This window comes from Niabella beijingensis, from assembly GCF_020034665.1.
Taxonomy (GTDB): Bacteria; Bacteroidota; Bacteroidia; order Chitinophagales; family Chitinophagaceae; genus Niabella; species Niabella beijingensis.
In genome coordinates this window covers 2,975,589-2,993,911 of record NZ_JAIQDI010000001.1, presented here as the reverse complement: position 1 = coordinate 2,993,911, position 18,323 = coordinate 2,975,589, and the positions used below count along the sequence as shown (strand labels likewise).

General features: G+C 47.5%; 18 protein-coding genes. 8 read left to right on the top strand and 10 right to left on the bottom strand.

Annotation, left to right across the window (positions count from 1 at the left end; all coding sequences use genetic code 11):
• Positions 1–4 precede the first annotated feature (4 nt).
• The 3 genes from K7B07_RS12540 to K7B07_RS12525 form a co-directional block, all read right to left on the bottom strand.
• Positions 5–1,558, bottom strand: coding sequence for an Rne/Rng family ribonuclease (locus K7B07_RS12540; protein ID WP_223710091.1), 1,554 nt, complete (start codon positions 1,556–1,558; stop codon positions 5–7).
• Between the two features lie 340 nt (positions 1,559–1,898).
• Entirely contained in the window at positions 1,899–2,774 is an 876-nt protein-coding gene (locus K7B07_RS12530; RefSeq protein ID WP_223710088.1) for a tetratricopeptide repeat protein, read from the bottom strand.
• A 65-nt stretch (positions 2,775–2,839) separates the two neighbouring features.
• Entirely contained in the window at positions 2,840–3,175 is a 336-nt protein-coding gene (locus tag K7B07_RS12525) for an HU family DNA-binding protein (protein WP_476739338.1), read from the bottom strand.
• 166 nt (positions 3,176–3,341) lie between these two features.
• Here K7B07_RS12525 and mutY point away from each other — a divergent pair, with 166 nt between their 5' ends.
• The 6 genes from mutY (at position 3,342) to K7B07_RS12495 (ending at position 8,118) form a co-directional block, all read left to right on the top strand.
• Complete coding sequence (gene mutY / locus K7B07_RS12520) at positions 3,342–4,391, top strand: A/G-specific adenine glycosylase (RefSeq protein WP_223710085.1); 1,050 nt, start codon at positions 3,342–3,344, stop codon at positions 4,389–4,391.
• A gap of 142 nt (positions 4,392–4,533) precedes the next feature.
• Complete coding sequence (locus tag K7B07_RS12515; RefSeq protein WP_223710084.1) at positions 4,534–4,938, top strand: single-stranded DNA-binding protein; 405 nt, start codon at positions 4,534–4,536, stop codon at positions 4,936–4,938.
• Between the two features lie 44 nt (positions 4,939–4,982).
• Positions 4,983–6,332: a gliding motility-associated protein GldE gene (gene gldE, locus K7B07_RS12510; RefSeq protein WP_223710082.1), complete on the top strand. Its 1,350-nt coding sequence runs from the start codon at positions 4,983–4,985 to the stop codon at positions 6,330–6,332.
• A 61-nt stretch (positions 6,333–6,393) separates the two neighbouring features.
• Positions 6,394–6,990, top strand: coding sequence for a DUF3109 family protein (locus K7B07_RS12505; protein ID WP_223710081.1), 597 nt, complete (start codon positions 6,394–6,396; stop codon positions 6,988–6,990).
• 10 nt (positions 6,991–7,000) lie between these two features.
• Positions 7,001–7,750: an ABC transporter ATP-binding protein gene (locus K7B07_RS12500; RefSeq protein ID WP_223710079.1), complete on the top strand. Its 750-nt coding sequence runs from the start codon at positions 7,001–7,003 to the stop codon at positions 7,748–7,750.
• A gap of 140 nt (positions 7,751–7,890) precedes the next feature.
• Positions 7,891–8,118 carry a YtxH domain-containing protein gene (locus K7B07_RS12495; RefSeq protein WP_223710077.1) on the top strand — a complete coding sequence of 76 codons (228 nt, stop codon included), beginning with the start codon at positions 7,891–7,893 and terminating at the stop codon, positions 8,116–8,118.
• Positions 8,119–8,266: 148 nt separating this feature from the next.
• Here K7B07_RS12495 and K7B07_RS12490 read toward each other — a convergent pair whose 3' ends face one another.
• Genes K7B07_RS12490 through K7B07_RS27645 form a run of 3 tightly spaced genes read right to left on the bottom strand, consistent with a single transcriptional unit; the run spans position 8,267 to position 11,145 of the window.
• The gene (locus tag K7B07_RS12490; RefSeq protein WP_223710075.1) at positions 8,267–9,520 is read right to left on the bottom strand and encodes a DUF1501 domain-containing protein; all 1,254 of its coding nucleotides are present in this window, start codon (positions 9,518–9,520) and stop codon (positions 8,267–8,269) included.
• Positions 9,521–9,530: 10 nt separating this feature from the next.
• Positions 9,531–11,006: a DUF1800 domain-containing protein gene (locus K7B07_RS12485; RefSeq protein WP_223710073.1), complete on the bottom strand. Its 1,476-nt coding sequence runs from the start codon at positions 11,004–11,006 to the stop codon at positions 9,531–9,533.
• A 10-nt stretch (positions 11,007–11,016) separates the two neighbouring features.
• A complete protein-coding gene (locus tag K7B07_RS27645) occupies positions 11,017–11,145 on the bottom strand; it encodes a hypothetical protein (RefSeq protein WP_262903505.1) in 129 nt (42 codons plus the stop codon).
• A gap of 46 nt (positions 11,146–11,191) precedes the next feature.
• Here K7B07_RS27645 and K7B07_RS12480 point away from each other — a divergent pair, with 46 nt between their 5' ends.
• Positions 11,192–11,968: an enoyl-CoA hydratase/isomerase family protein gene (locus K7B07_RS12480; protein WP_223710072.1), complete on the top strand. Its 777-nt coding sequence runs from the start codon at positions 11,192–11,194 to the stop codon at positions 11,966–11,968.
• 24 nt (positions 11,969–11,992) lie between these two features.
• On the opposite strand, the gene K7B07_RS12475 is transcribed toward K7B07_RS12480, so the two are convergent.
• A complete protein-coding gene (locus K7B07_RS12475; protein ID WP_223710070.1) occupies positions 11,993–13,018 on the bottom strand; it encodes a WG repeat-containing protein in 1,026 nt (341 codons plus the stop codon).
• Between the two features lie 153 nt (positions 13,019–13,171).
• Between K7B07_RS12475 and fumC the strand changes: the two genes are divergently transcribed.
• The gene (gene fumC, locus K7B07_RS12470) at positions 13,172–14,569 is read left to right on the top strand and encodes a class II fumarate hydratase (RefSeq protein ID WP_223710068.1); all 1,398 of its coding nucleotides are present in this window, start codon (positions 13,172–13,174) and stop codon (positions 14,567–14,569) included.
• A gap of 81 nt (positions 14,570–14,650) precedes the next feature.
• On the opposite strand, the gene K7B07_RS12465 is transcribed toward fumC, so the two are convergent.
• From K7B07_RS12465 to K7B07_RS12455, 3 genes are all read right to left on the bottom strand, one after another.
• Entirely contained in the window at positions 14,651–15,001 is a 351-nt protein-coding gene (locus K7B07_RS12465) for a DUF6370 family protein (protein WP_223710066.1), read from the bottom strand.
• 9 nt (positions 15,002–15,010) lie between these two features.
• Entirely contained in the window at positions 15,011–15,724 is a 714-nt protein-coding gene (locus K7B07_RS12460; RefSeq protein ID WP_223710064.1) for a lipoprotein signal peptidase, read from the bottom strand.
• A gap of 114 nt (positions 15,725–15,838) precedes the next feature.
• Complete coding sequence (locus K7B07_RS12455) at positions 15,839–18,322, bottom strand: bifunctional UDP-N-acetylmuramoyl-tripeptide:D-alanyl-D-alanine ligase/alanine racemase (RefSeq protein WP_223710062.1); 2,484 nt, start codon at positions 18,320–18,322, stop codon at positions 15,839–15,841.
• Between the last annotated feature and the right edge of the window lies 1 nt (position 18,323).

The following is an 18,323-nucleotide window of genomic DNA, read 5'->3' as shown; positions in this document are numbered from 1 at the left end:
CCGCTTACATTTTAATTTCTTCCTCATCGCTGTTGAAAAAGCGGTATTCGATCAGCTGATAGGCATTGTTCTGCTCCAGTTTGATTTTTTGTCCGAATTTCTTATTCCATTTTGCCAGCTTGCTGTTGAACCAGAATCCTTTTGTAAGATAGGCGTAAATAATGGGGTTCACCACCAGCTTCAGGCCGGAATGTTTATGAGTGATTAGATAACTAAGGTTCTTTTCGATCTCATCTTCAAGGATCAGGGAAGAAGCGATCTTGCCGGTACCATGACAGGTAGGGCAGATCTCCTGTGTATTGATATTCACCTCCGGGCGCATCCGCTGCCGGGTGATCTGCATGAGGCCAAACTTGGATATGGGCAGCACCGAATGCCGGGCACGGTCGGCCCTCATAAACTCCTCCATTTTCTCATAGAGGGTCCGTTTATTCTCGGCCAGCTTCATATCGATGAAATCCACAACGATGATCCCCCCGATATCCCGCAGCCGCAGCTGTCTCGAAATTTCTTCGGCGGCCTCCAGGTTGGTGGCCAGGGCATTCTGTTCCTGATTGTTACTTACATTTTTATAGCCGCTGTTCACGTCAATGACATGCAGTGCCTCCGTGTGCTCAATGATCAGGTAGGCCCCGCTGTTGAGGTTCACCGTTTTTCCGAACGAGGATTTCACCTGTTTGGTAATACCAAATGAGTCAAAAATGCCCCCCGGACTCTGATAAAGCGAAACGATCTCCGATTTTTCCGGTGCAATTTTCTGGATGTACTGTTTGGTTTCGGTAAAAATATTTTTTGAATTGACGATAATACGGTTGAAGTCCGCATTCAGCAGGTCTCTTAAAATGCTGTTGGTCTTATTCTGCTCGCTCAGGATCTTGGCAGGCGCCACAGCGCCTTTCAGGTTCTGTTCGATGGTCTTCCAGGAAGTTACCAGGTTGGTAAGGTCCTCGTACAGTTCAGCAGTATTCTTACCCTCAGCAGCTGTACGTACAATCACTCCAAAGTTTTTTGGTTTCACCGCCTCCACAATTTTCTGCAGCCGTTTACGTTCTTCAGAAGAGTGGATCTTCTTGGATACAGCTACAATATTATTGAAAGGGGTAATAACAATATACCGCCCGGGCAGGGAAAGTTCGCAACTGAGGCGGGGGCCTTTTGCTGCTATCGGCTCTTTTAGTATCTGCACAAGGATATGCGGCTTTCCGCTCAATACTTCGGTGATCTTACCCGTTTTAATGATCTCGGGCTCGATCTCGAATTTGGAGAAATCCATTCCCTGTTCGCCATTCTGGTTCATCGCCTGCTGGGTAAATTTCAGCAGCGACTTCACATAAGGGCTCAGATCGGTGTAATGCAGGAAGGCATCCTTTTCATACCCCAGGTCGATAAATGCCGCATTTAGTCCCGGCATCAGTTTTTTTACTTTGCCCAGGTAAAGGTCACCTACGGCGAAACGGGAATCCGTTTTTTCGCTATGAAGCTCTACGAGTTTGTTATTTTCAAGTAGGGCGATATCCACCCCTGTAGGGGTGGCATTAATAATAAGGTCTTTATTCATGAGAAACCACCATGAGTACTCATCTTGATAGTATTATAAAAAACCGGCTAGCAGAATAATGAGAGGCAAAATAGTAGTATGGCAGCAAACAAAAAAGGGATGCGCACTTCATTATTTAAAACCGATAAACGACAAAAGCAATAACAGGTAATTTCTATTCTCAACAGAACGTTACCTGTTATTTCAAATGTCTTAAAAGAAAAACGTTATCTTATTTTCTTTTCTTATGACGATTTTTTCTCAGTCTTTTTTTACGTTTGTGCGTCGCGATTTTATGACGTTTTCTTTTTTTACCACAAGGCATACTCAATAAATTTTTTAAAAATGAACTTAAATATTTTTATTTCTTTAATGCGTCTATTCGCTTTTCCAGTTCAGCTTTAATATCCGCTCGTTGAACCAGCTTCAATGCTTTGGAATACCATTGCACTGCCTGATCCTTATTCCCATCCTTTTCATACAGATCCCCAAGCATCAGGGTTGCCTGGATGTTCTGCGGCTGCAGTCTTAAAACGGTCTCCAGCCGTTCCTGCGCTTTCTGTTTCTGACCACTCATAAGGGAAGCTGTGGCCAGGGTCATTTGCGCATAAACGTTGGTACTGTCTTTTTCTACAACAGCTCTTATTTTTCCGATACCCTCCATAGGAGTACCCAATCCTCCGTAAAGGAAGGTAGCTCCCAAACCAACCTGAGCAGAATCATTTGCCGGATTTACGGACAATGTCTTCTCAAACAGGTCCTTTGCCTGTTCGGCCATCCAATGACGTGTCTGCTCATTTTCGACCTGGGGCAACTGGTTCAGGAATATTTGGGCTGCAAAGTTGAGGCTTTTTTCGGAATTTTCCAACCGCGCAGATTCGGCGGTGTACCATGCATAGGGTATGAAAGCTTTGGCCGTATCCCTCCAGAAATGTGCAAGTTGATGATACACATCAAGTTGCTGCTTTTTCACATCTCCCCGGGTAATACTTTGCTCCAGCAGATCCAGCCGTAACACCTGATCTGCAGGCAGCTCTTTTTTTGATAATGCAAGGATGGTGTCAATTGAAAAAGAACCGGCCTCGTTGGCATGATCATGATCACCCGCAGCCTGCTCCTGCACAGCTTCGCCGGAAGCCTGCTTGGCTCCGGGTCTGGGTGTGGTGCGGCCAAAAGCCAGCAGCAACACTACCGCTACCGCCGCCACAACAATGGTTATTATCTGAGGCTTCTTCAAATGTCCTTAATTGGACGGCAAAGGTAACAGCAATCCGCTACAAAACGAAGTTTTTTTCAACAATTCTAATCATCAGCGTCTTCGCCCGGACCTGCGTCAGGTTTCGGTTCAACGAGTTTTTTAACTTCGGCAGTGAACTCTTTCGCGGGCTTAAAAGCGGGGATATAGTGCTCAGGTATATGAACAGCTACATTCTTTTTTATGTTCCTGCCGATTTTAGCAGCTCGTTTTTTGGTGATAAAACTGCCAAACCCTCTGATATAAATATTTTCACCAGAGGCTAAGGTATCTTTAACTTCCTTGAACATCGTTTCCAATGTAACAAGTACGTCGACCTTGGGGATACCCGTTTTGTCGGAGATCTTATTTACTAAGTCTGCTTTTCGCATAGTTCCTGATATTAAAATAGTTTAATGATTATTGCCGTATAAAGTTACAGCAATAAGTGTGCAAAACTTTAATAAATAGTTTACAATCAATTATTAATCCAAATTTTATAAAATTGAAGAATTTTAGGGTAATTTACGACATTTAATTGAAAATTTCCGCTTTTTAATTCATAAAAAATTGATTCATAGTCACTTTTCACAGACCCTGCTTTTCTGGAACCGGACCGAAAATAAAAGAATCATGCCCTGGAAAGGGATCCGGGACCCTTATAAAATCTGGTTGAGCGAGATTATTTTACAGCAGACACGTGTAGATCAGGGCCTAAAGTATTACGAAAATTTCATTACCCGGTTCCCTTCCGTTGATGATCTTGCCCGTGCGGAAGACCAGGAAGTGTTCAAACTCTGGGAAGGTCTGGGTTATTATTCCCGGTGCAAAAACCTGATCCTCACAGCCCGCAAGATCAGTTTTGAACGAAATGGCCGATTCCCGGACACCTACGAAGAGATCCTGAAGTTAAAGGGCATCGGCCCTTACACGGCGGCTGCGATCGCCTCCTTTGCCTTCCGGCTTCCCCATGCCGTTATCGATGGCAATGTCTTCCGGGTGCTGGCCCGGATCTTTGGCATCCGCGAGCCCATTGATACCACGGCAGGTAAAAAACAGTTCACCACCCTGGCGAACCAACTGCTCGATAAAAAAAATCCCGGGATTTACAACCAGGCAATTATGGACTTTGGTGCAGTGGTTTGCAAGCCTGCAGCTCCGGAATGCGAACAATGCCCTTTTAATACGGTATGTGTTGCTTACAAAAAAGAGCTTGTCAACCTGCTGCCGGTCAAGGTGAAAAAAACGGCAGTACGCACGCGGTATTTTTATTTTTTCCTTCCGGCCCACAGGAATACGTTTCCGGTAAGGGAGCGGCTGAACAGGGATATCTGGCAGCACCTCTACGAATTTCCGCTGATCGAAGCTGCCGCTGAAATGACTCCGGAAGCACTGCTCCGGGCAGCGGTCAAAAACGGATGGCTTGAAAAAGGAGCTGCCGCCGCGATCAGCCCCGTTTTTACCCAGAAACTGAGTCATCAATTGATAAAATCGGTCTTTGTTTCCTGCCGGCTTCGGGCAAAAGGAACCGGTTTTAATGATTACCGATGGGTGAAAAAGGACCTGCTCCAAACATTACCTTTTCCAAAGACCATTACACGTTATCTTGACAATTTCTGATTTCTGCTTCTTAATTTTGTTTATCCGTTCAAAAAAATTAATTTTAGTTGGGTTTTAGCACCACCCGGATCATTGGTGTTTAATAAAGCCGGTGAAAGTTGCAATAACCTTCGTAAACAAAAATTAGGAAAAATATATAGTTATGAGAGGCGTTAATAGAGTTATGTTGATTGGAAATTTAGGAAAAGACCCGGATGTTCAGTTACTGGAAGGCAACATTGCCGTGGCAAAATTTCCGCTGGCTACCACGGAAACCTTTAAAGACCGCACGGGTAAACTGATCTCGCAAACCGAATGGCACACCGTAGTATTGTGGCGCGGACTGGCAGAACTGGCGCAAAAATTCCTTCGCAAGGCCAGTCTGGTTTATATTGAAGGACGGCTGCGCACCCGCAGCTGGGAAGACAAGGATGGCACCAAGAAATATGTGACCGAGGTGGTGGGAGAAAACCTGATCATGCTGGACAAGAAAACCGAAGGTGTGCCGTCGCCGGATGAACATTCAGGCGCCGCCGGACCCGAAGGTTTTGACCTGCAGCCCTTTTAAACTACGGGACCGGTGTAAACATCTGCATCACGAAAACTGAAATTTTGAAAACCCTATCTGACGCATTCGTTCTATTAGATGTTGTACAGGGCCAGCTGCCCGTTGGCATCCAGAATGCCACCTTCCTGGTGGCAGCACTGGTGATACTGGTCATCATCTCATTTTCCATTGCCGGCTCGCAGGCCGCTATCTTCTCACTGGATGAGAAGGATATCGATGTATTAAAGACCAAACAACAGCCCTCTGCAAAAAGGATCCTGAATCTGCTGGAAGAGCCCAAGGAGGTTTTTACATCAATGCTCATCGCAAAGACCCTGGTGAACATCTGCACGATCGTGCTGGCCAACTATCTTATTAATTTTTATGTACCGGCAGCATATCTTGATACGACGCTGGGGATCTTTATAAAATTTGCCATCATTGCATTTGCGATCCTTTTCCTTGTTGAAATCTTTCCGCGGGTGTGGGCCACACAGAACAACCTCCGTTTTGCCTTTGAATGGCCGGTACTTATTATGATCGTGGAGGCCATTTACCTGCTGCTGCGCAGAATAAGCCGCTGGACGGTGGCCCTTGCAGACAGCTTCGGTCGTACTGTTGGTGCCAATAAGGTGGAAGAGACCAATATCCAGCAGATCGATGAAACCATCGATATCCAGACCGACGAGGTAAGCCCCGAGGAAAAGAATATTATGAAGGGCATTGTGAAGTTTGGAAAGATCTCCGTTAAAAAAGTAATGCGCAACCGTCTGTATGTAAGCGGTGTGGACTATAACACTCCGTTTGAGGACCTGATCCGCGAAGTGGGTGAACTTCATTACTCCCGGCTCCCGGTTTATAAAGGCAGTCTGGATGAAATTGCCGGGGTACTGAATATCAAAGACCTTGTGCCTTACCTAGATGACGGCATGGAGATCAAGGACTGGCATACAAAAATCCGCGCTCCTTATTTTGTGCCGGAAACCAAGCTGATCGAGGACCTGCTGCTGGATTTCCAGAAAAAACGTATTCACTTTGCTGTGGTGGTGGATGAATTCGGAGGCACCAGCGGCATTGTGACCATGGAAGATATCATCGAAGAAGTGGTAGGTGAAGTGAAAGATGAGTTTGATGATGAAGACCTGCTGATCAACCGGATCGATGACAATAATTACATCTTTGAAGGCCGTACGATGCTGCACGATATGTGCAAGGCCTTAAAGCTCCCCATCGAAACATTTGATGAAGTGCGCGGTGACAGTGAATCGCTGGGCGGCCTCATCAATGAACTTTCCGGAGAACTGACGCGCGCGGGCGATGTGGTAAAAACAGGCGATTTTGAATTTACGGTTATGGAAACAGAAAAGAACCGGGTAAAAACAGCCAAGGTCACCATCAATAACAGCACCCGCTGACCCTTTTTAGAAATAATATCCGCATCCCGGCCCGGGTGCTTAATTTTGCAAAAAAATTCAAGTGATCGTTATTGACAATAAACTCATCAGCGATGATGTGATTGAAAAACAGTTCGTATGTGACCTTTCCAAATGTAAGGGAGGTTGCTGTGAAGACGGGGACGCCGGAGCTCCGCTTGATAAGGAGGAACTGGAGCTGGTGGACAACTATTATGAAGTAATTAAGCCCTATCTTACAAAGCCCGCGATCGCCGAGGTTGAGAAAAAAGGGAAATATATTTACGATGAAGAATTTGGATGGGTAACCCCTACCCTGCCCAGGGATAATGAGATCTGTGTGTATGCCTATCGTGAACCGGACGGATTGATCAAATGTGCTTTTGAACAGGCCTATAACGAGGGAAAGATCCCCTGGAAGAAACCCATCAGCTGTCACCTCTATCCCATTATTGCCTATAAAGGCAGGCATGGCGATTATGAACGCCTGAACTACGAACCCCGCAAAAAAATGTGCAGTCCGGCATGTAAACTGGGCAAGTCGCTGGAAGTGCCTGTTTACAAGTTCCTGAAGGAACCCATTACCCGGAAGTACGGGCAGGAGTTTTATGATGTGCTGGACCAGATCGCCAACCGGAATAAGGATCATAATGTAGAATAAACAGCAACGGATGCAGAACGGAGATGCCTTACATATTGCCGGCCTCAGTTATGGGTATAAAGGAATGGCGCAACCGGTCATTCAGCAGCTTGACCTTACCGTAAAACAGGGCAGCCGCTTTGGTTTGTTCGGACCGAATGGCGCAGGCAAAACCACTTTAATGAACCTGATGACGGGATTACTGCCTTATAAGCAGGGTTCCATTCAACTTTTTGGAAAGGAAGTACGGGGCAACAGCGCTTTTGTTAAAAATACGATCGGGTTTGTACCACAGGATTTTTCTTTTTATGAAGAACTGACGCCGGCGGAAAACCTTGAGTTTTTTGGCGCCTGGTATGGATTAAATGGCAGGCAGATCCGTGAAGCCACTGCAAATCTCCTGAAAATAATGGGGCTGAGCAATGTTGCCGCCAAGCCGCTCAAAGAATTTTCCGGCGGCATGAAGCGGAGGATCAACCTGGCCATCGGCGTTATGAACAACCCCCGGGTCCTTTTCCTGGACGAGCCTACCGTAGGAGTTGATGTGCAGTCGCGCAATGCTATTATTCATTTTCTGAAAGAGATCAACAGCAACGGAACCACGCTAATCTATACTTCCCATCAGCTAAAGGAAGCGGAAGACCTTTGTACAGAAGTAGCGCTGATCGATGGAGGAACGGTGATCAGCCAGGGCAGTTTGACGGTGCTTAAAGAGAAACACGGACAGGATGGTCTGGAAGGATTGTTCCTGCAATTGACCGGGAGGGCCTACCGCGATTAGCATTGCAGCTGATTTCCAGTCAAAGCTTTCGTTAAACTTCAGACTTCATTTTCAATTAATGGTTCATTTCTTTTTTTGGCATAGTTATTTATGTACCTTTATATCAGAACCGAATTTTAAACCTTAAAAGTTAAAATATTATGAATAAGCTAGTTACAGGTTTCGCCCTTGGCCTTATAGTAGGTATCTTGTATGCACCGGACAAAGGAACAACTACCCGCAGGCGAATTGTAGACAAAGGAAACGATCTGAAAGATCAGTTTGCTGATTTCATAGACAGTGTTGCCAGCCGTTTTGAAGACCGGGCCGATGATCTGGAAGAATATGTGCATGAAGAAACTGAAAACCTGAAGGCCGAAAGCATCTAATCAAAAAATGACATTGTAAAACCCTGTTCTCCCGGGAACAGGGTTTATTTTTTGCAGGGTATTAATAGCCGGAATGTCCTGAGGGCTAAAAGCGGCGCGGGTGCTGCCTGTCCGCTGAGGAAGTGATTCCAGGTCCTTTTAAAATCTGCTAAATAAAGTCCATGGTATTGTACCGGGCTTTGAGAATCTTTGATGAATCCGCTGCCAGCCATTTTTCAAGTACTGTGGCATAAACACTTTTAAAATCGATATTGTATTTCAGGTCTCCCTGGTTGAGGTCTTCCAGGTCGGGCATCGCGTTTAAGATGCCTTTTTGTTTTAATCCGCCACTGATCAGGAACATATTGTTTGCCGTACCGTGATCGGTTCCGTTGCTGGCATTTTGCGCCACACGTCTTCCGAACTCAGAAAATGTAAACAGCAATACATCTTCCATACGGCCATTCTTTTTTAGATCATCCGTAAATGCTTTTATGGCTTCACTCATCTGTGTAAACAGCCGCCCCTGCTGGGCATCCTGTCCCACATGGGTATCAAAGCTCCCCAATGAAATATAATATACCTTGGTGTTAATATCAGAAAAAATAAGCGAGGCGATCGTCTTTAATCCGCTGCCCAGTTCTGTATTGGGATAAGTGGCCGACGACGGATGCAGGCGGCTTTGCTTAAAGATATAATCTGCCGAGGACATGGTTTCGGCCAATGTCTTGTAAAGATAGTCCACCGGTTTTTCATCATGATGATCCCCTCCGCCGGTTTTGTTGATCTCGCGAAAATATTTTTCATTGGAGGTCCCGAACAGGCGGCGGGGATCTTTTACCGCTAATGCATTGTTTTGTTCTCCCTTCAGTGCCAGGCTTAACACATCATCCACTTCAAGTGCCTGGGTGGGTTTATCACATCCGTGGCACTGCGCATCCAGATAACGCCCGATCCATCCGTTGTTCCAGTACTCGCTGCTCTGGCTGGCCGAGTGCCAGATATCCATGCTCCGGAAATGCGACCGGTCCGGATTGGGATACCCTACATTATTTAAGATGGCCATATTCCCCTCATCATAAAGCCCCTTTAATGCGGAAAGCGATGGATGCAGGGCCACTTCATCCGTCAGCGAAAGGGTTTTATTTTTCTGGATGCCTAACCCCGGGCGCAGTTTGTAGTAAAGATCATTCCGTACCGGTATCACGGTATTCAGCCCGTCGTTACCGCCGCTCAGCTGCAGTACCACCACCACCTTATTTCCCGCAGGCACGGCGGCCTGGTTTTCCAGTGCTTTCAGAAATTTGGGCATCATCAGCGAAGCCGTGGCCAAAGAGCCCAGCTGTATAAATTCTTTCCGCCTGATCAGCAGCCCCGGGCCGGTTTGTTTTTTATTGAAAAAGGATGCGCTTTTTTTGTTCATGGCGTTGGATTTAACATAGCTGATATTCGGGTGTACTCATTAACTGTATCGTAACGGACCGGATATAGGCCGCCCTGTCGCTGCTGTCTACAAATTTGGCAGCTACCGTATCGATCTTACCGGCATTCACCTGGAACAGGTATGCAGAGATCGAAGGAAAGAGCGCCTCTCTTTTTACTTTTTCAAATTTGGCAACATATTGCGGCCAGTCGATCTTTGCATTGATCAAACCCGCTCCGGCAACAGGTTTCGGCACTTTCTTTGCTGCCGGCTTTACGGGAACATTTGCCATTCCGTCTGCCTTTCTGCCCATCATTACATCATCATCCTGTTTGGGTTTTACATTCAGCAGGTCCTTATCATTAAACAACTGTGGTATCCGGAGCCGCATCATCAGCGTGCTGCTGTCGATCCAGGATCTTCCGCCCGGCCAGCCGGCCACATTGGGGGGATACAGCAACTGCTGCCCCAGGATGCGTTGCAGGTTCATTAAGGCATTGTCATTGTCCAGCCGCATCGGTATCATCCGCTGGATGCCGGCCAGCAACTCAATGGGCGATTTAATGCGCGCGCCGATATTTTTTTCCGTATAAAACCATTCGGCGGTAAAGATCCGCTCCATCAGCCGGCCGATATCGTAATCCTTATAAAAAGATTCCGACAGTGATTGCACCAGATCTTTATCAATCGTATCGTTTACAAAAAAGCGGTAGATCTTCTCCGTAATAAAAGTGGCGGTCTGCCGTTTTTCCAGGATAATATCCAGAACTTCTTCTCCGTTAAAATTGCCTTTTTTCCCCAGGAAATTTTTGACACCCTCATCGTGTTGTTTTTTGTTAAAAACAAATTCGCCCCGGGCATTGGCGGTCCATCCGGTAAAAGCCCGGGCGCCTTCCTTGATATCGTTCTCTGTATAATGTCCGCGCCCCAGTGTGAACAGCTCCATTACCTCCCGCGCAAAGTTTTCGTTGGGATGCCCTTTTTTATTCTGCTGGTTGTTGAGGAAATACAGCATGGAGGCCGACCGTGACACTTCTTTTAACAGGGTACGGAAATCACCCAATGCATTTTTACGAAGGGTATGCAAAAACAGCTGATTGTAAAAAAGATTGCCATTGCGGCTGGCAAAATGGCCATGCCAGAAGTAGGCCATCTTCTCCCGCAGCTGGGCCGAACTGCCGATCATTTCTTTCAGCCAGTACAGGTTGAGGTCTTTTACGGCCGCCTGTTGCTTCCGGTTCAGTATCCGGCGGTCATCAGCCGTCAGGGCCGCCCGTTTGGCAGGTGTCAGATACGTTTCGTAAAGGTTCAGCAGCTCATCACTGGCAATATTGATATATCCCGGTTCTTTGGCAGATGCCTTTACCAATGCCCTGTAGTACTCCTGCGGCGTGTATTTTTCAAGATCCTGTAATTGCTCCACGGCCGGTCCAAACCCGGCACGCCATAAAAGATGCTGATTTTTGGTTTGATTGGAAACGGCCATCACACAAGTTTTAATTATTGACCCGGAGCGTTTCAAAAAGTTTAATGCGTTTTGTAAAAAGATTTCCGGTTTCAACTGTTTCTTTAAACGAACGGAGGCGCAGATCTTCTTTTTCCGCTTCAATTACTTCAATAACCATTCCGTTTATGCGGTATCTTTCCTATAGATTTGTAAAAAGGATCTTTATGAGTTACCAGACCATTTTGACATCCGTCAGCGACGCCGTTTTAACCATCACCCTTAACCGGCCGGAAAAGCTGAATGCACTTAACCAGACCGTGCTCTCGGAACTGGAGCAGGTTGTAAATGATTTTATTGCCCGGCCGGAATGGAGATCGGCCATCATTACCGGCAGTGGCGAAAAGGCATTTATTGCGGGTGCTGATATCTCTGAATTTTCCGCGCTCGATAGCACGGGCGGCACGGTGCTTGCGCAGAAAGGGCAAGCGCTTTTCCGCAGGATCGAAACAGCACCGAAGCCCATTATTGCCGCCGTGAACGGTTTTGCATTGGGTGGCGGTTGCGAACTGGCAATGGCCTGTCATTTTCGTTTGGCCAGTGAGAACGCGCGGTTTGGTCAGCCTGAAGTAAACCTGGGCTTACTGCCGGGTTATGGCGGCACACAGCGGCTGACGCAACTGGTGGGAAAGGGCCGGGCACTGGAACTGCTGCTTACCGGAAATATGATCGATGCGGTGACCGCATTCAATTACGGACTGGTAAACCATGTGGTGCCGCAACATGAGCTGCTGACCAAGGCCAGCGCACTTCTTGCGGTTATCAATACAAAAGCACCCCTGGCAGTTGCCGCATGTATCGAAGCCGCCAATCTTGCAGCAGCTGGCGATGCGGGTTATAAGAATGAGGCCGAGAGCTTTGGAAAACTGATCGCTTCTGATGATGCCCGCGAAGGCATTGCCGCCTTTATGGAAAAAAGAAAAGCTGCATTTAAGGGGAGGTGAGATTTGGGAATTGAGATTTGAGGTTTATCGGGATGGACCGGGGCTTTTTACTTGCTCCTGGTACTTCGATACATCAAAACGGTTGGGTGCATCGGGATGTTTTTCAAAATATGCGGCACAGGATTCCAGTTGCTCCTTCAGCCATTGTTTAAACGGTGTTCGGTCATTGCCGTCCCATCCTGCATGAAAATATTCGCCTTTAACGGAGCGGTAAAACAGGAACGGGTCCTCTTTGTTAAAGCTTCCATAACGGTAGCCCTGTATCTTATAATATGGTGATATCGCTGAGGGGCGGCCTACTATTTCAAACTGGAGCAATGCATCTTTGCCTTCCCGTTTTTCAGAATAGTTGGCATTCCGGATCTTTGACAGCACCTCCATTGCCGATACTTCTGTCAGGATCTTTTGTTCGCCGGCCGTATATCTGAACGGGTAAGGCAGGTAGCCGCCATCCACGGAAAGGTCTTTTTCTGTTTTTCGCTGCTTCATCAGGGAAACCGTTTTCCCCTCTCTGTTGATATAAAAGGTTTGTGCATTCGCTTTAAACGCCATTGGCGGATGTTCAGCATCCTTGTCCCGGTCCCAGTAACAGCCGTTACAGGCAAAGGCATAGCCGTAGTTGAATGGAGAGACCCAGTCCCATTGCGGACGGATCGCGATTTTACCCTGTTCATTTACAAATCCCACCTTTCCTTTCTGCACACAGCGGGCCAGGCCTTCTTCAAAATAATCCGGTCCGTTATCATAAGCCAGCGGACGGTACAGGAATTTTCCTTTTCGGTTATAGGTACTGCCAAAGGAAAGGGCGGTTCCGGTATCTGTAGTGTCCATATCAAACAGGTTGATCAGCGAATCGGTGATCGGCTCGTCCGGCTCAAAATACATAATGGGCGCACCTTTGGGCGGAATGATCACCCGGCCTTTGTCATCTTTTACACCGATCAGCGAGTCCTTCGGATCCATAAAAAAATACAGTTTCTGCTGCGCACACGCCAGCAGGGGCATCCATAGGGCGAACAGTAAACAGGAATAAAGCAGGACCTTCTTCATATTCTTACACTTTACATCAACAAACCGGAAAGAGTACAACAATAGCATACATCGCGTTTTCCATCGTTTTCGCATTTAAAACCGGGCCTGAAGGTAAATAAAGTTTATTTAATGATACCTTTGTAACCCAATATTCTACTTAAAAAAAATTATATGGAGTACAGAATTGAAAAAGACACAATGGGTGAGGTAAAAGTGCCTGCGGACGCGCTCTATGGCGCACAAACACAACGCTCGATTGACAATTTCAGGATTGCCGCCGATATTAACAGGATGCCGAAAGAGATCATCAAAGCATTTGCCTATCTGAAAAAAGCTGCCGCCAACACCAACGCAAAAGCAAAGGTGCTGGAAAAGAAAAAAGCCGTACTGATCGGGAAAGTCTGCGATGAGATCCTGAACGGAAAACTGGACGACAGTTTCCCGCTGGTGGTTTGGCAAACGGGCAGCGGAACACAAAGCAATATGAATGTGAATGAAGTGATCGCTTACCGCGGGCACGTGATCAACGGCGGTCAGCTTACAGATAAAACCAAGGTATTACACCCCAACGATGATGTAAATAAATCGCAGAGCAGTAACGATACCTTCCCGACTGCCATGCATATCGCAGCATACAAAATTCTGATAGAAGTAACCATTCCCGGTATTGAAAAGCTGAGGGATACCCTGCAAAAGAAGAGCAAACAATTTATGAAGGTGGTGAAGATCGGCCGCACCCATTTTATGGATGCCACACCACTAACGCTGGGCCAGGAGCTGAGCGGATATGTATCCCAGCTGAATCATGGATTGAAAGCCATTAAAAACACCCTGCCTCATTTATCGGAGCTGGCATTGGGCGGCACCGCTGTAGGCACAGGCATTAATACTCCCCCGGATTATGCAAAAAATGTTGCCGATGAAATTGCCCGGCTGACCAAACTTCCGTTTAAAACAGCTGAGAATAAATTTGAAGCACTTGCTGCGCACGATGCTATTGTAGAGGCTCACGGTGCTTTGAAAACAGTGGCTGTAAGTCTGATGAAGATCGCCAACGACATCCGTATGCTTTCTTCCGGCCCGCGCAGCGGCATCGGGGAGCTGTTCATCCCGGACAATGAGCCCGGTTCTTCCATTATGCCCGGAAAAGTAAACCCCACTCAATGCGAGGCACTGACCATGATCGCCGCGCAGGTACTGGGAAATGATGTGGCCATTAATATCGGAGGAGCTACCGGACATTTTGAATTGAACGTGTTCAAACCCGTTATGATCTACAATTTCCTTCACAGTGCCCGTCTGATCGGAGATGGCTGTGTTTCCTTTAACGATAAATGTGCTGTTGGGCTGAAGCCGATCGAAGAAAATATTAAAAAGCACCTTGATAACTCGTTGATGCTGGTTACTGCATTAAATCCGAAGATCGGGTATTACAAAGCAGCGGAAATTGCACAGAAAGCGCATAAAGAAAATACGACCTTAAAGGCAATGGCCCTGAAACTGGGTTATCTTACCGAAAAGGAATTTGATGAATGGGTGATCCCTTCTAAAATGGTTGGAAAGATCTGATCCTGTTCCATATAAAAAAGCGATCGCTTCCGGAAATGAAGCGATCGCTTTTTTTTGAATACCGGGTATGAACCGGTTGCTTTATTTCTTTTGTTTTTTATTATTGTCCAGCAACCTGAAGTAAGTAGCCTGAAATCTTCCGTTTACGATCGCTCCCTGTACTGCTGCTTTCCGGACGCTGTTACAAAACCCATCCTTTGCATGGGCATCCCCATGATCATCAATGGAGGTTCCGTCAACGAAATAAGGCTTGTCTTTTATTTTTACCGCCAGGTCGCAGCTTTTTCCGTCCATCCCAAACTGGCATTCACCGCAGGCCACTTCCACGATTCTTGTTTTTTTCGATCTGTCAGGTACATTGGTTTTGATGGAATCCTGCCCCTGTACCAGGGAGACGAGGAAAAGAAAAACGGCAACCAGGAGCGCTTTCATATCCTGTGTTTAATCAGCAGAAGAAGTTTCACCTGCATTGCTGGTAATCGTTTCATTGGTCTGGGGCACTTCGGTCCTGCCCGCTTTTTTATAAAACCGCTTTTGAAAAACCAGCAGGGCGATCACCCCGGTAGAGATCGCCATATCGGCGATATTAAAGATCGGGGCAAAGAATTCGAAAGGCTGTCCGCCCACCCAGGGAAACCAGGAGGGGTAATGGGTCTTCACCATCGGGAAGTACAACATATCCACCACGCTCCCGTGTAAAAAAGAAGCATAGCCCTTGCCGCCCATTTTTGCGATACCGTCATATCCCACATAATCCCCGAATGCGGGGTCAAAGTGCAGCCCTTTGTCAAAGATCATCCCGTAGAACATACTGTCGATAAGATTGCCCAGCGCTCCCGCATAGATGAGAGCCACACAAACCATGAACCCTCTTGTATAGCGCTCCCGGGCAAACCGTACCAGCAAAAAGGAGCCGAAAATAACAGCTGCCAGCCGGAACAGGGTCAGGGCGACCTTTCCTCCCTCGTTGCCGAACTTCCAGCCCCAGGCCATGCCGGAGTTCTCGATAAAATGCAGCCGGGCCCAGTTCATTCCGAAAATGCGGGTGACTTCCCCGATGGGATAATGCGTTTTTATATAGATCTTCACTACCTGGTCTACCAACAGTACCAGGAGTATAATCGCTATTGCTGTGCTTAATTTTCCTGCTTTCATGCGGCAGCAAATATACGAGACTTTGGGTTGTCTGCTATGCCGTTGTATTTTTCAAATTTCCGGTCCTGTTGCTGTTATTTCTTATCCGCAACGGCAGGTTCCGGTTAAAAACGGCTATCCTTCACCGTAATATACCCGTTTTACTCTTTGTGAAATACCGGTCATGATCTCATACGGGATCGTTCCGATCCATTCTGCAAGCTGCTGTACAGGAACCGGTCTGCCAAAAATGATCACATCATCCCCTTCCTTAACACCGGGGATATGGGTGATGTCGATCATCGTCATGTCCATACAGATCGTTCCGATCACAGGAGCCAGCTGCCCGTTCACCCAAACCCTTCCCACTCCGTTCCCCAGCCGGCGTGAATAACCATCCGCATAGCCGATACGCAGGGTAGCGATCACCGAGTCCTCTTTGGCCACCCCTCTGCGGTTATAGCTGACGGTTTCGCCTTTCCTGATCTTTTTTATCTGTGAGATCGTCGTTTTTAAAGTAGCCACCGTTTCAAGCGGTACCTGGTCGCTGCCGGAGATACCATACAGACCAATACCCAGGCGCACCATATCCAGCTGCAGCTGCGGAAAGCGCAATATGGCAGCCGTGTTGGCGATGTGTTTAATAAACGGATACCCGATCTCTTTTTCCAATTGCGCTGCGGCCGTTTTCAGCAAGTGGTACTGATGCCTGGTGAAGGCATCCTCCACGTTGTCTTCGCTGGCTGCCAGGTGTGAAAAAACAGACCGGACCTTTATCCACTCATTATTTTTCAAACAGGTGCCCAGCGCTGCAATGTCATTTATAGCAAACCCCGTCCGGTTCATCCCTGTCTCAATCTCAATGTGCACGGGGTACTGTTTCAATCCCGAATTCCTGACATGTTGTTCAAAAGCCTCCAGCAATTCAAAGCTGAAGAGGTCGGGTTCCAGGTGGTAATCCGTCAACGCGTCAAATGCACTTGCCTCGGTATTCAGCACCATAATGGGGATGGTGATCCCGGCTTTCCTCAGCTCCACTCCTTCATCAGCATAGGCCACACCCAGGTAATCCGCTTTATGAAACTGGACCACGGCGCCTATTTCCGACGCTCCGCTTCCATAACCAAAGGCCTTCACCATCGCCATTATTTTAACACCCGGGTTTAAGCGCTGCTGTATGATTTTGAGGTTCTGTGCCACGGCATCCAGGTTGATCTCCAGCACCGTTTCATGCACTTTATGTTCGAGCAGTGTAACAATACGTTCGAAACCGAACCTGCGCGCGCCCTTCACCAGGATGTATTCATCATGATACCGGGTACTTTGAAAATGCTGCAGAAACTCACGGGTGGACAAATAAAAACTACGTTCCGGGATGGCTGCGGCTTCCGGAAGTGCTGCCAGAAACGATTGCATCCGCTCTCCGATACCGATCAGCCGGTCGACGCCATACCGCTGCAATTGTGCAGCAATCGTCCGGTACAGTACCTGTTCCTCTTCCCGGTTCTCCGGAAGATCGGAAAGGATCACGGTTTTCTTACGTCCTTTCGCCTGTTGCTGAAGAAACTCCAGTGCTACCGTAAGCGAGTTCAGGTCGGCGCTGTAGCTGTCATTGATCACAATGCAGTTATTGATCCCCTGTTTGAACTCCATCCGCATGTTCACCGGCTGCAGTGTCTTCATTCCATTGATAATCGTGGCTGGTGCCATTTGTAACCATAACAAAACTGCAGCACAGGTAACAGCATTCTCCGCGGAGGCCTGGTCAGTAAATGGTATGACTATCTCAAAGGGATCCTTATTTTGTTCTTTCAGCCGGACCCTCGTAGCATCCTCCCCCACAACCGTTTCCAGCACCTGAACGGCATTGCTTTCATTTGTTCCCCAGGAGAAAAAAACAGCAGGGTATTTCCTTACTCCGGCAGCGATGAGCGCATTATCGCCGTTCGCAATGATCACCCCGGCGTTTTTGAACAACTTCAGCTTTTCGTCAAGTTTCGCAGTATCGCTTTCAAAGCCCTCGCTGTGTGCGGGACCAATATTGGTCAGCACCCCGATGGTCGGTGCAATAACCCGCTCCAGCCGCTCCATTTCACCGGGCCGGCTGATGCCTGCTTCAAAAAGGGCCAGGTTATGATCCGGGTTCATCTGCCATACACTCAATGGTACCCCCAGCTGGGAGTTATAACTCTTTGGGCTTCTTACAATATTTTTATAGGGTTGCAGCAACTGGTAGATCCATTCCTTCACCACTGTTTTTCCATTGCTTCCTGTAATACCCACCACCTCCATTGTATACTGACCGCGGTGTGCCGCAGCAAGCTGCTGCAGGGCCTCCAGTGTATCTTTTACCTTCAGAAAGACCGCACCGGGATAAAGGGTTTCATCCACCGGTTGTGCCACTACAAAATAGCGTACTCCTTTTTTATATAACTCGGGAATAAACAGGTGCCCGTTACGTTGCGGGCCTTCTAATGCAACAAACAGGGAAGTGGCGGGTGCCACCAGTTTACGGCTGTCGGTAAGAAGGGTGTCTATAATGCCGCTGTCCTGCTCCGCCGGCAGGCGGACCCCCAGCAGTGAAGCGATCGTTCCGACGGAATATTGATGATTTGCCACT

What these genes read in the sequence shown, in the direction of transcription:
- K7B07_RS12480 (WP_223710072.1), top strand. Translation starts at nt 11,192, where the DNA reads ATGAGTTACCAGACCATTTTGACATCCGTCAGCGACGCCGTTTTAACC.
- K7B07_RS12465 (WP_223710066.1), bottom strand. Translation starts at nt 15,001, where the DNA reads ATGAAAGCGCTCCTGGTTGCCGTTTTTCTTTTCCTCGTCTCCCTGGTA.
- K7B07_RS12500 (WP_223710079.1), top strand. Translation starts at nt 7,001, where the DNA reads ATGCAGAACGGAGATGCCTTACATATTGCCGGCCTCAGTTATGGGTAT.
- K7B07_RS27645 (WP_262903505.1), bottom strand. Translation starts at nt 11,145, where the DNA reads ATGGTTATTGAAGTAATTGAAGCGGAAAAAGAAGATCTGCGCCTCCGT.
- K7B07_RS12485 (WP_223710073.1), bottom strand. Translation starts at nt 11,006, where the DNA reads ATGGCCGTTTCCAATCAAACCAAAAATCAGCATCTTTTATGGCGTGCC.
- K7B07_RS12495 (WP_223710077.1), top strand. Translation starts at nt 7,891, where the DNA reads ATGAATAAGCTAGTTACAGGTTTCGCCCTTGGCCTTATAGTAGGTATC.
- K7B07_RS12460 (WP_223710064.1), bottom strand. Translation starts at nt 15,724, where the DNA reads ATGAAAGCAGGAAAATTAAGCACAGCAATAGCGATTATACTCCTGGTA.
- K7B07_RS12515 (WP_223710084.1), top strand. Translation starts at nt 4,534, where the DNA reads ATGAGAGGCGTTAATAGAGTTATGTTGATTGGAAATTTAGGAAAAGAC.
- K7B07_RS12540 (WP_223710091.1), bottom strand. Translation starts at nt 1,558, where the DNA reads ATGAATAAAGACCTTATTATTAATGCCACCCCTACAGGGGTGGATATC.
- K7B07_RS12490 (WP_223710075.1), bottom strand. Translation starts at nt 9,520, where the DNA reads ATGAACAAAAAAAGCGCATCCTTTTTCAATAAAAAACAAACCGGCCCG.
- fumC (WP_223710068.1), top strand. Translation starts at nt 13,172, where the DNA reads ATGGAGTACAGAATTGAAAAAGACACAATGGGTGAGGTAAAAGTGCCT.
- K7B07_RS12475 (WP_223710070.1), bottom strand. Translation starts at nt 13,018, where the DNA reads ATGAAGAAGGTCCTGCTTTATTCCTGTTTACTGTTCGCCCTATGGATG.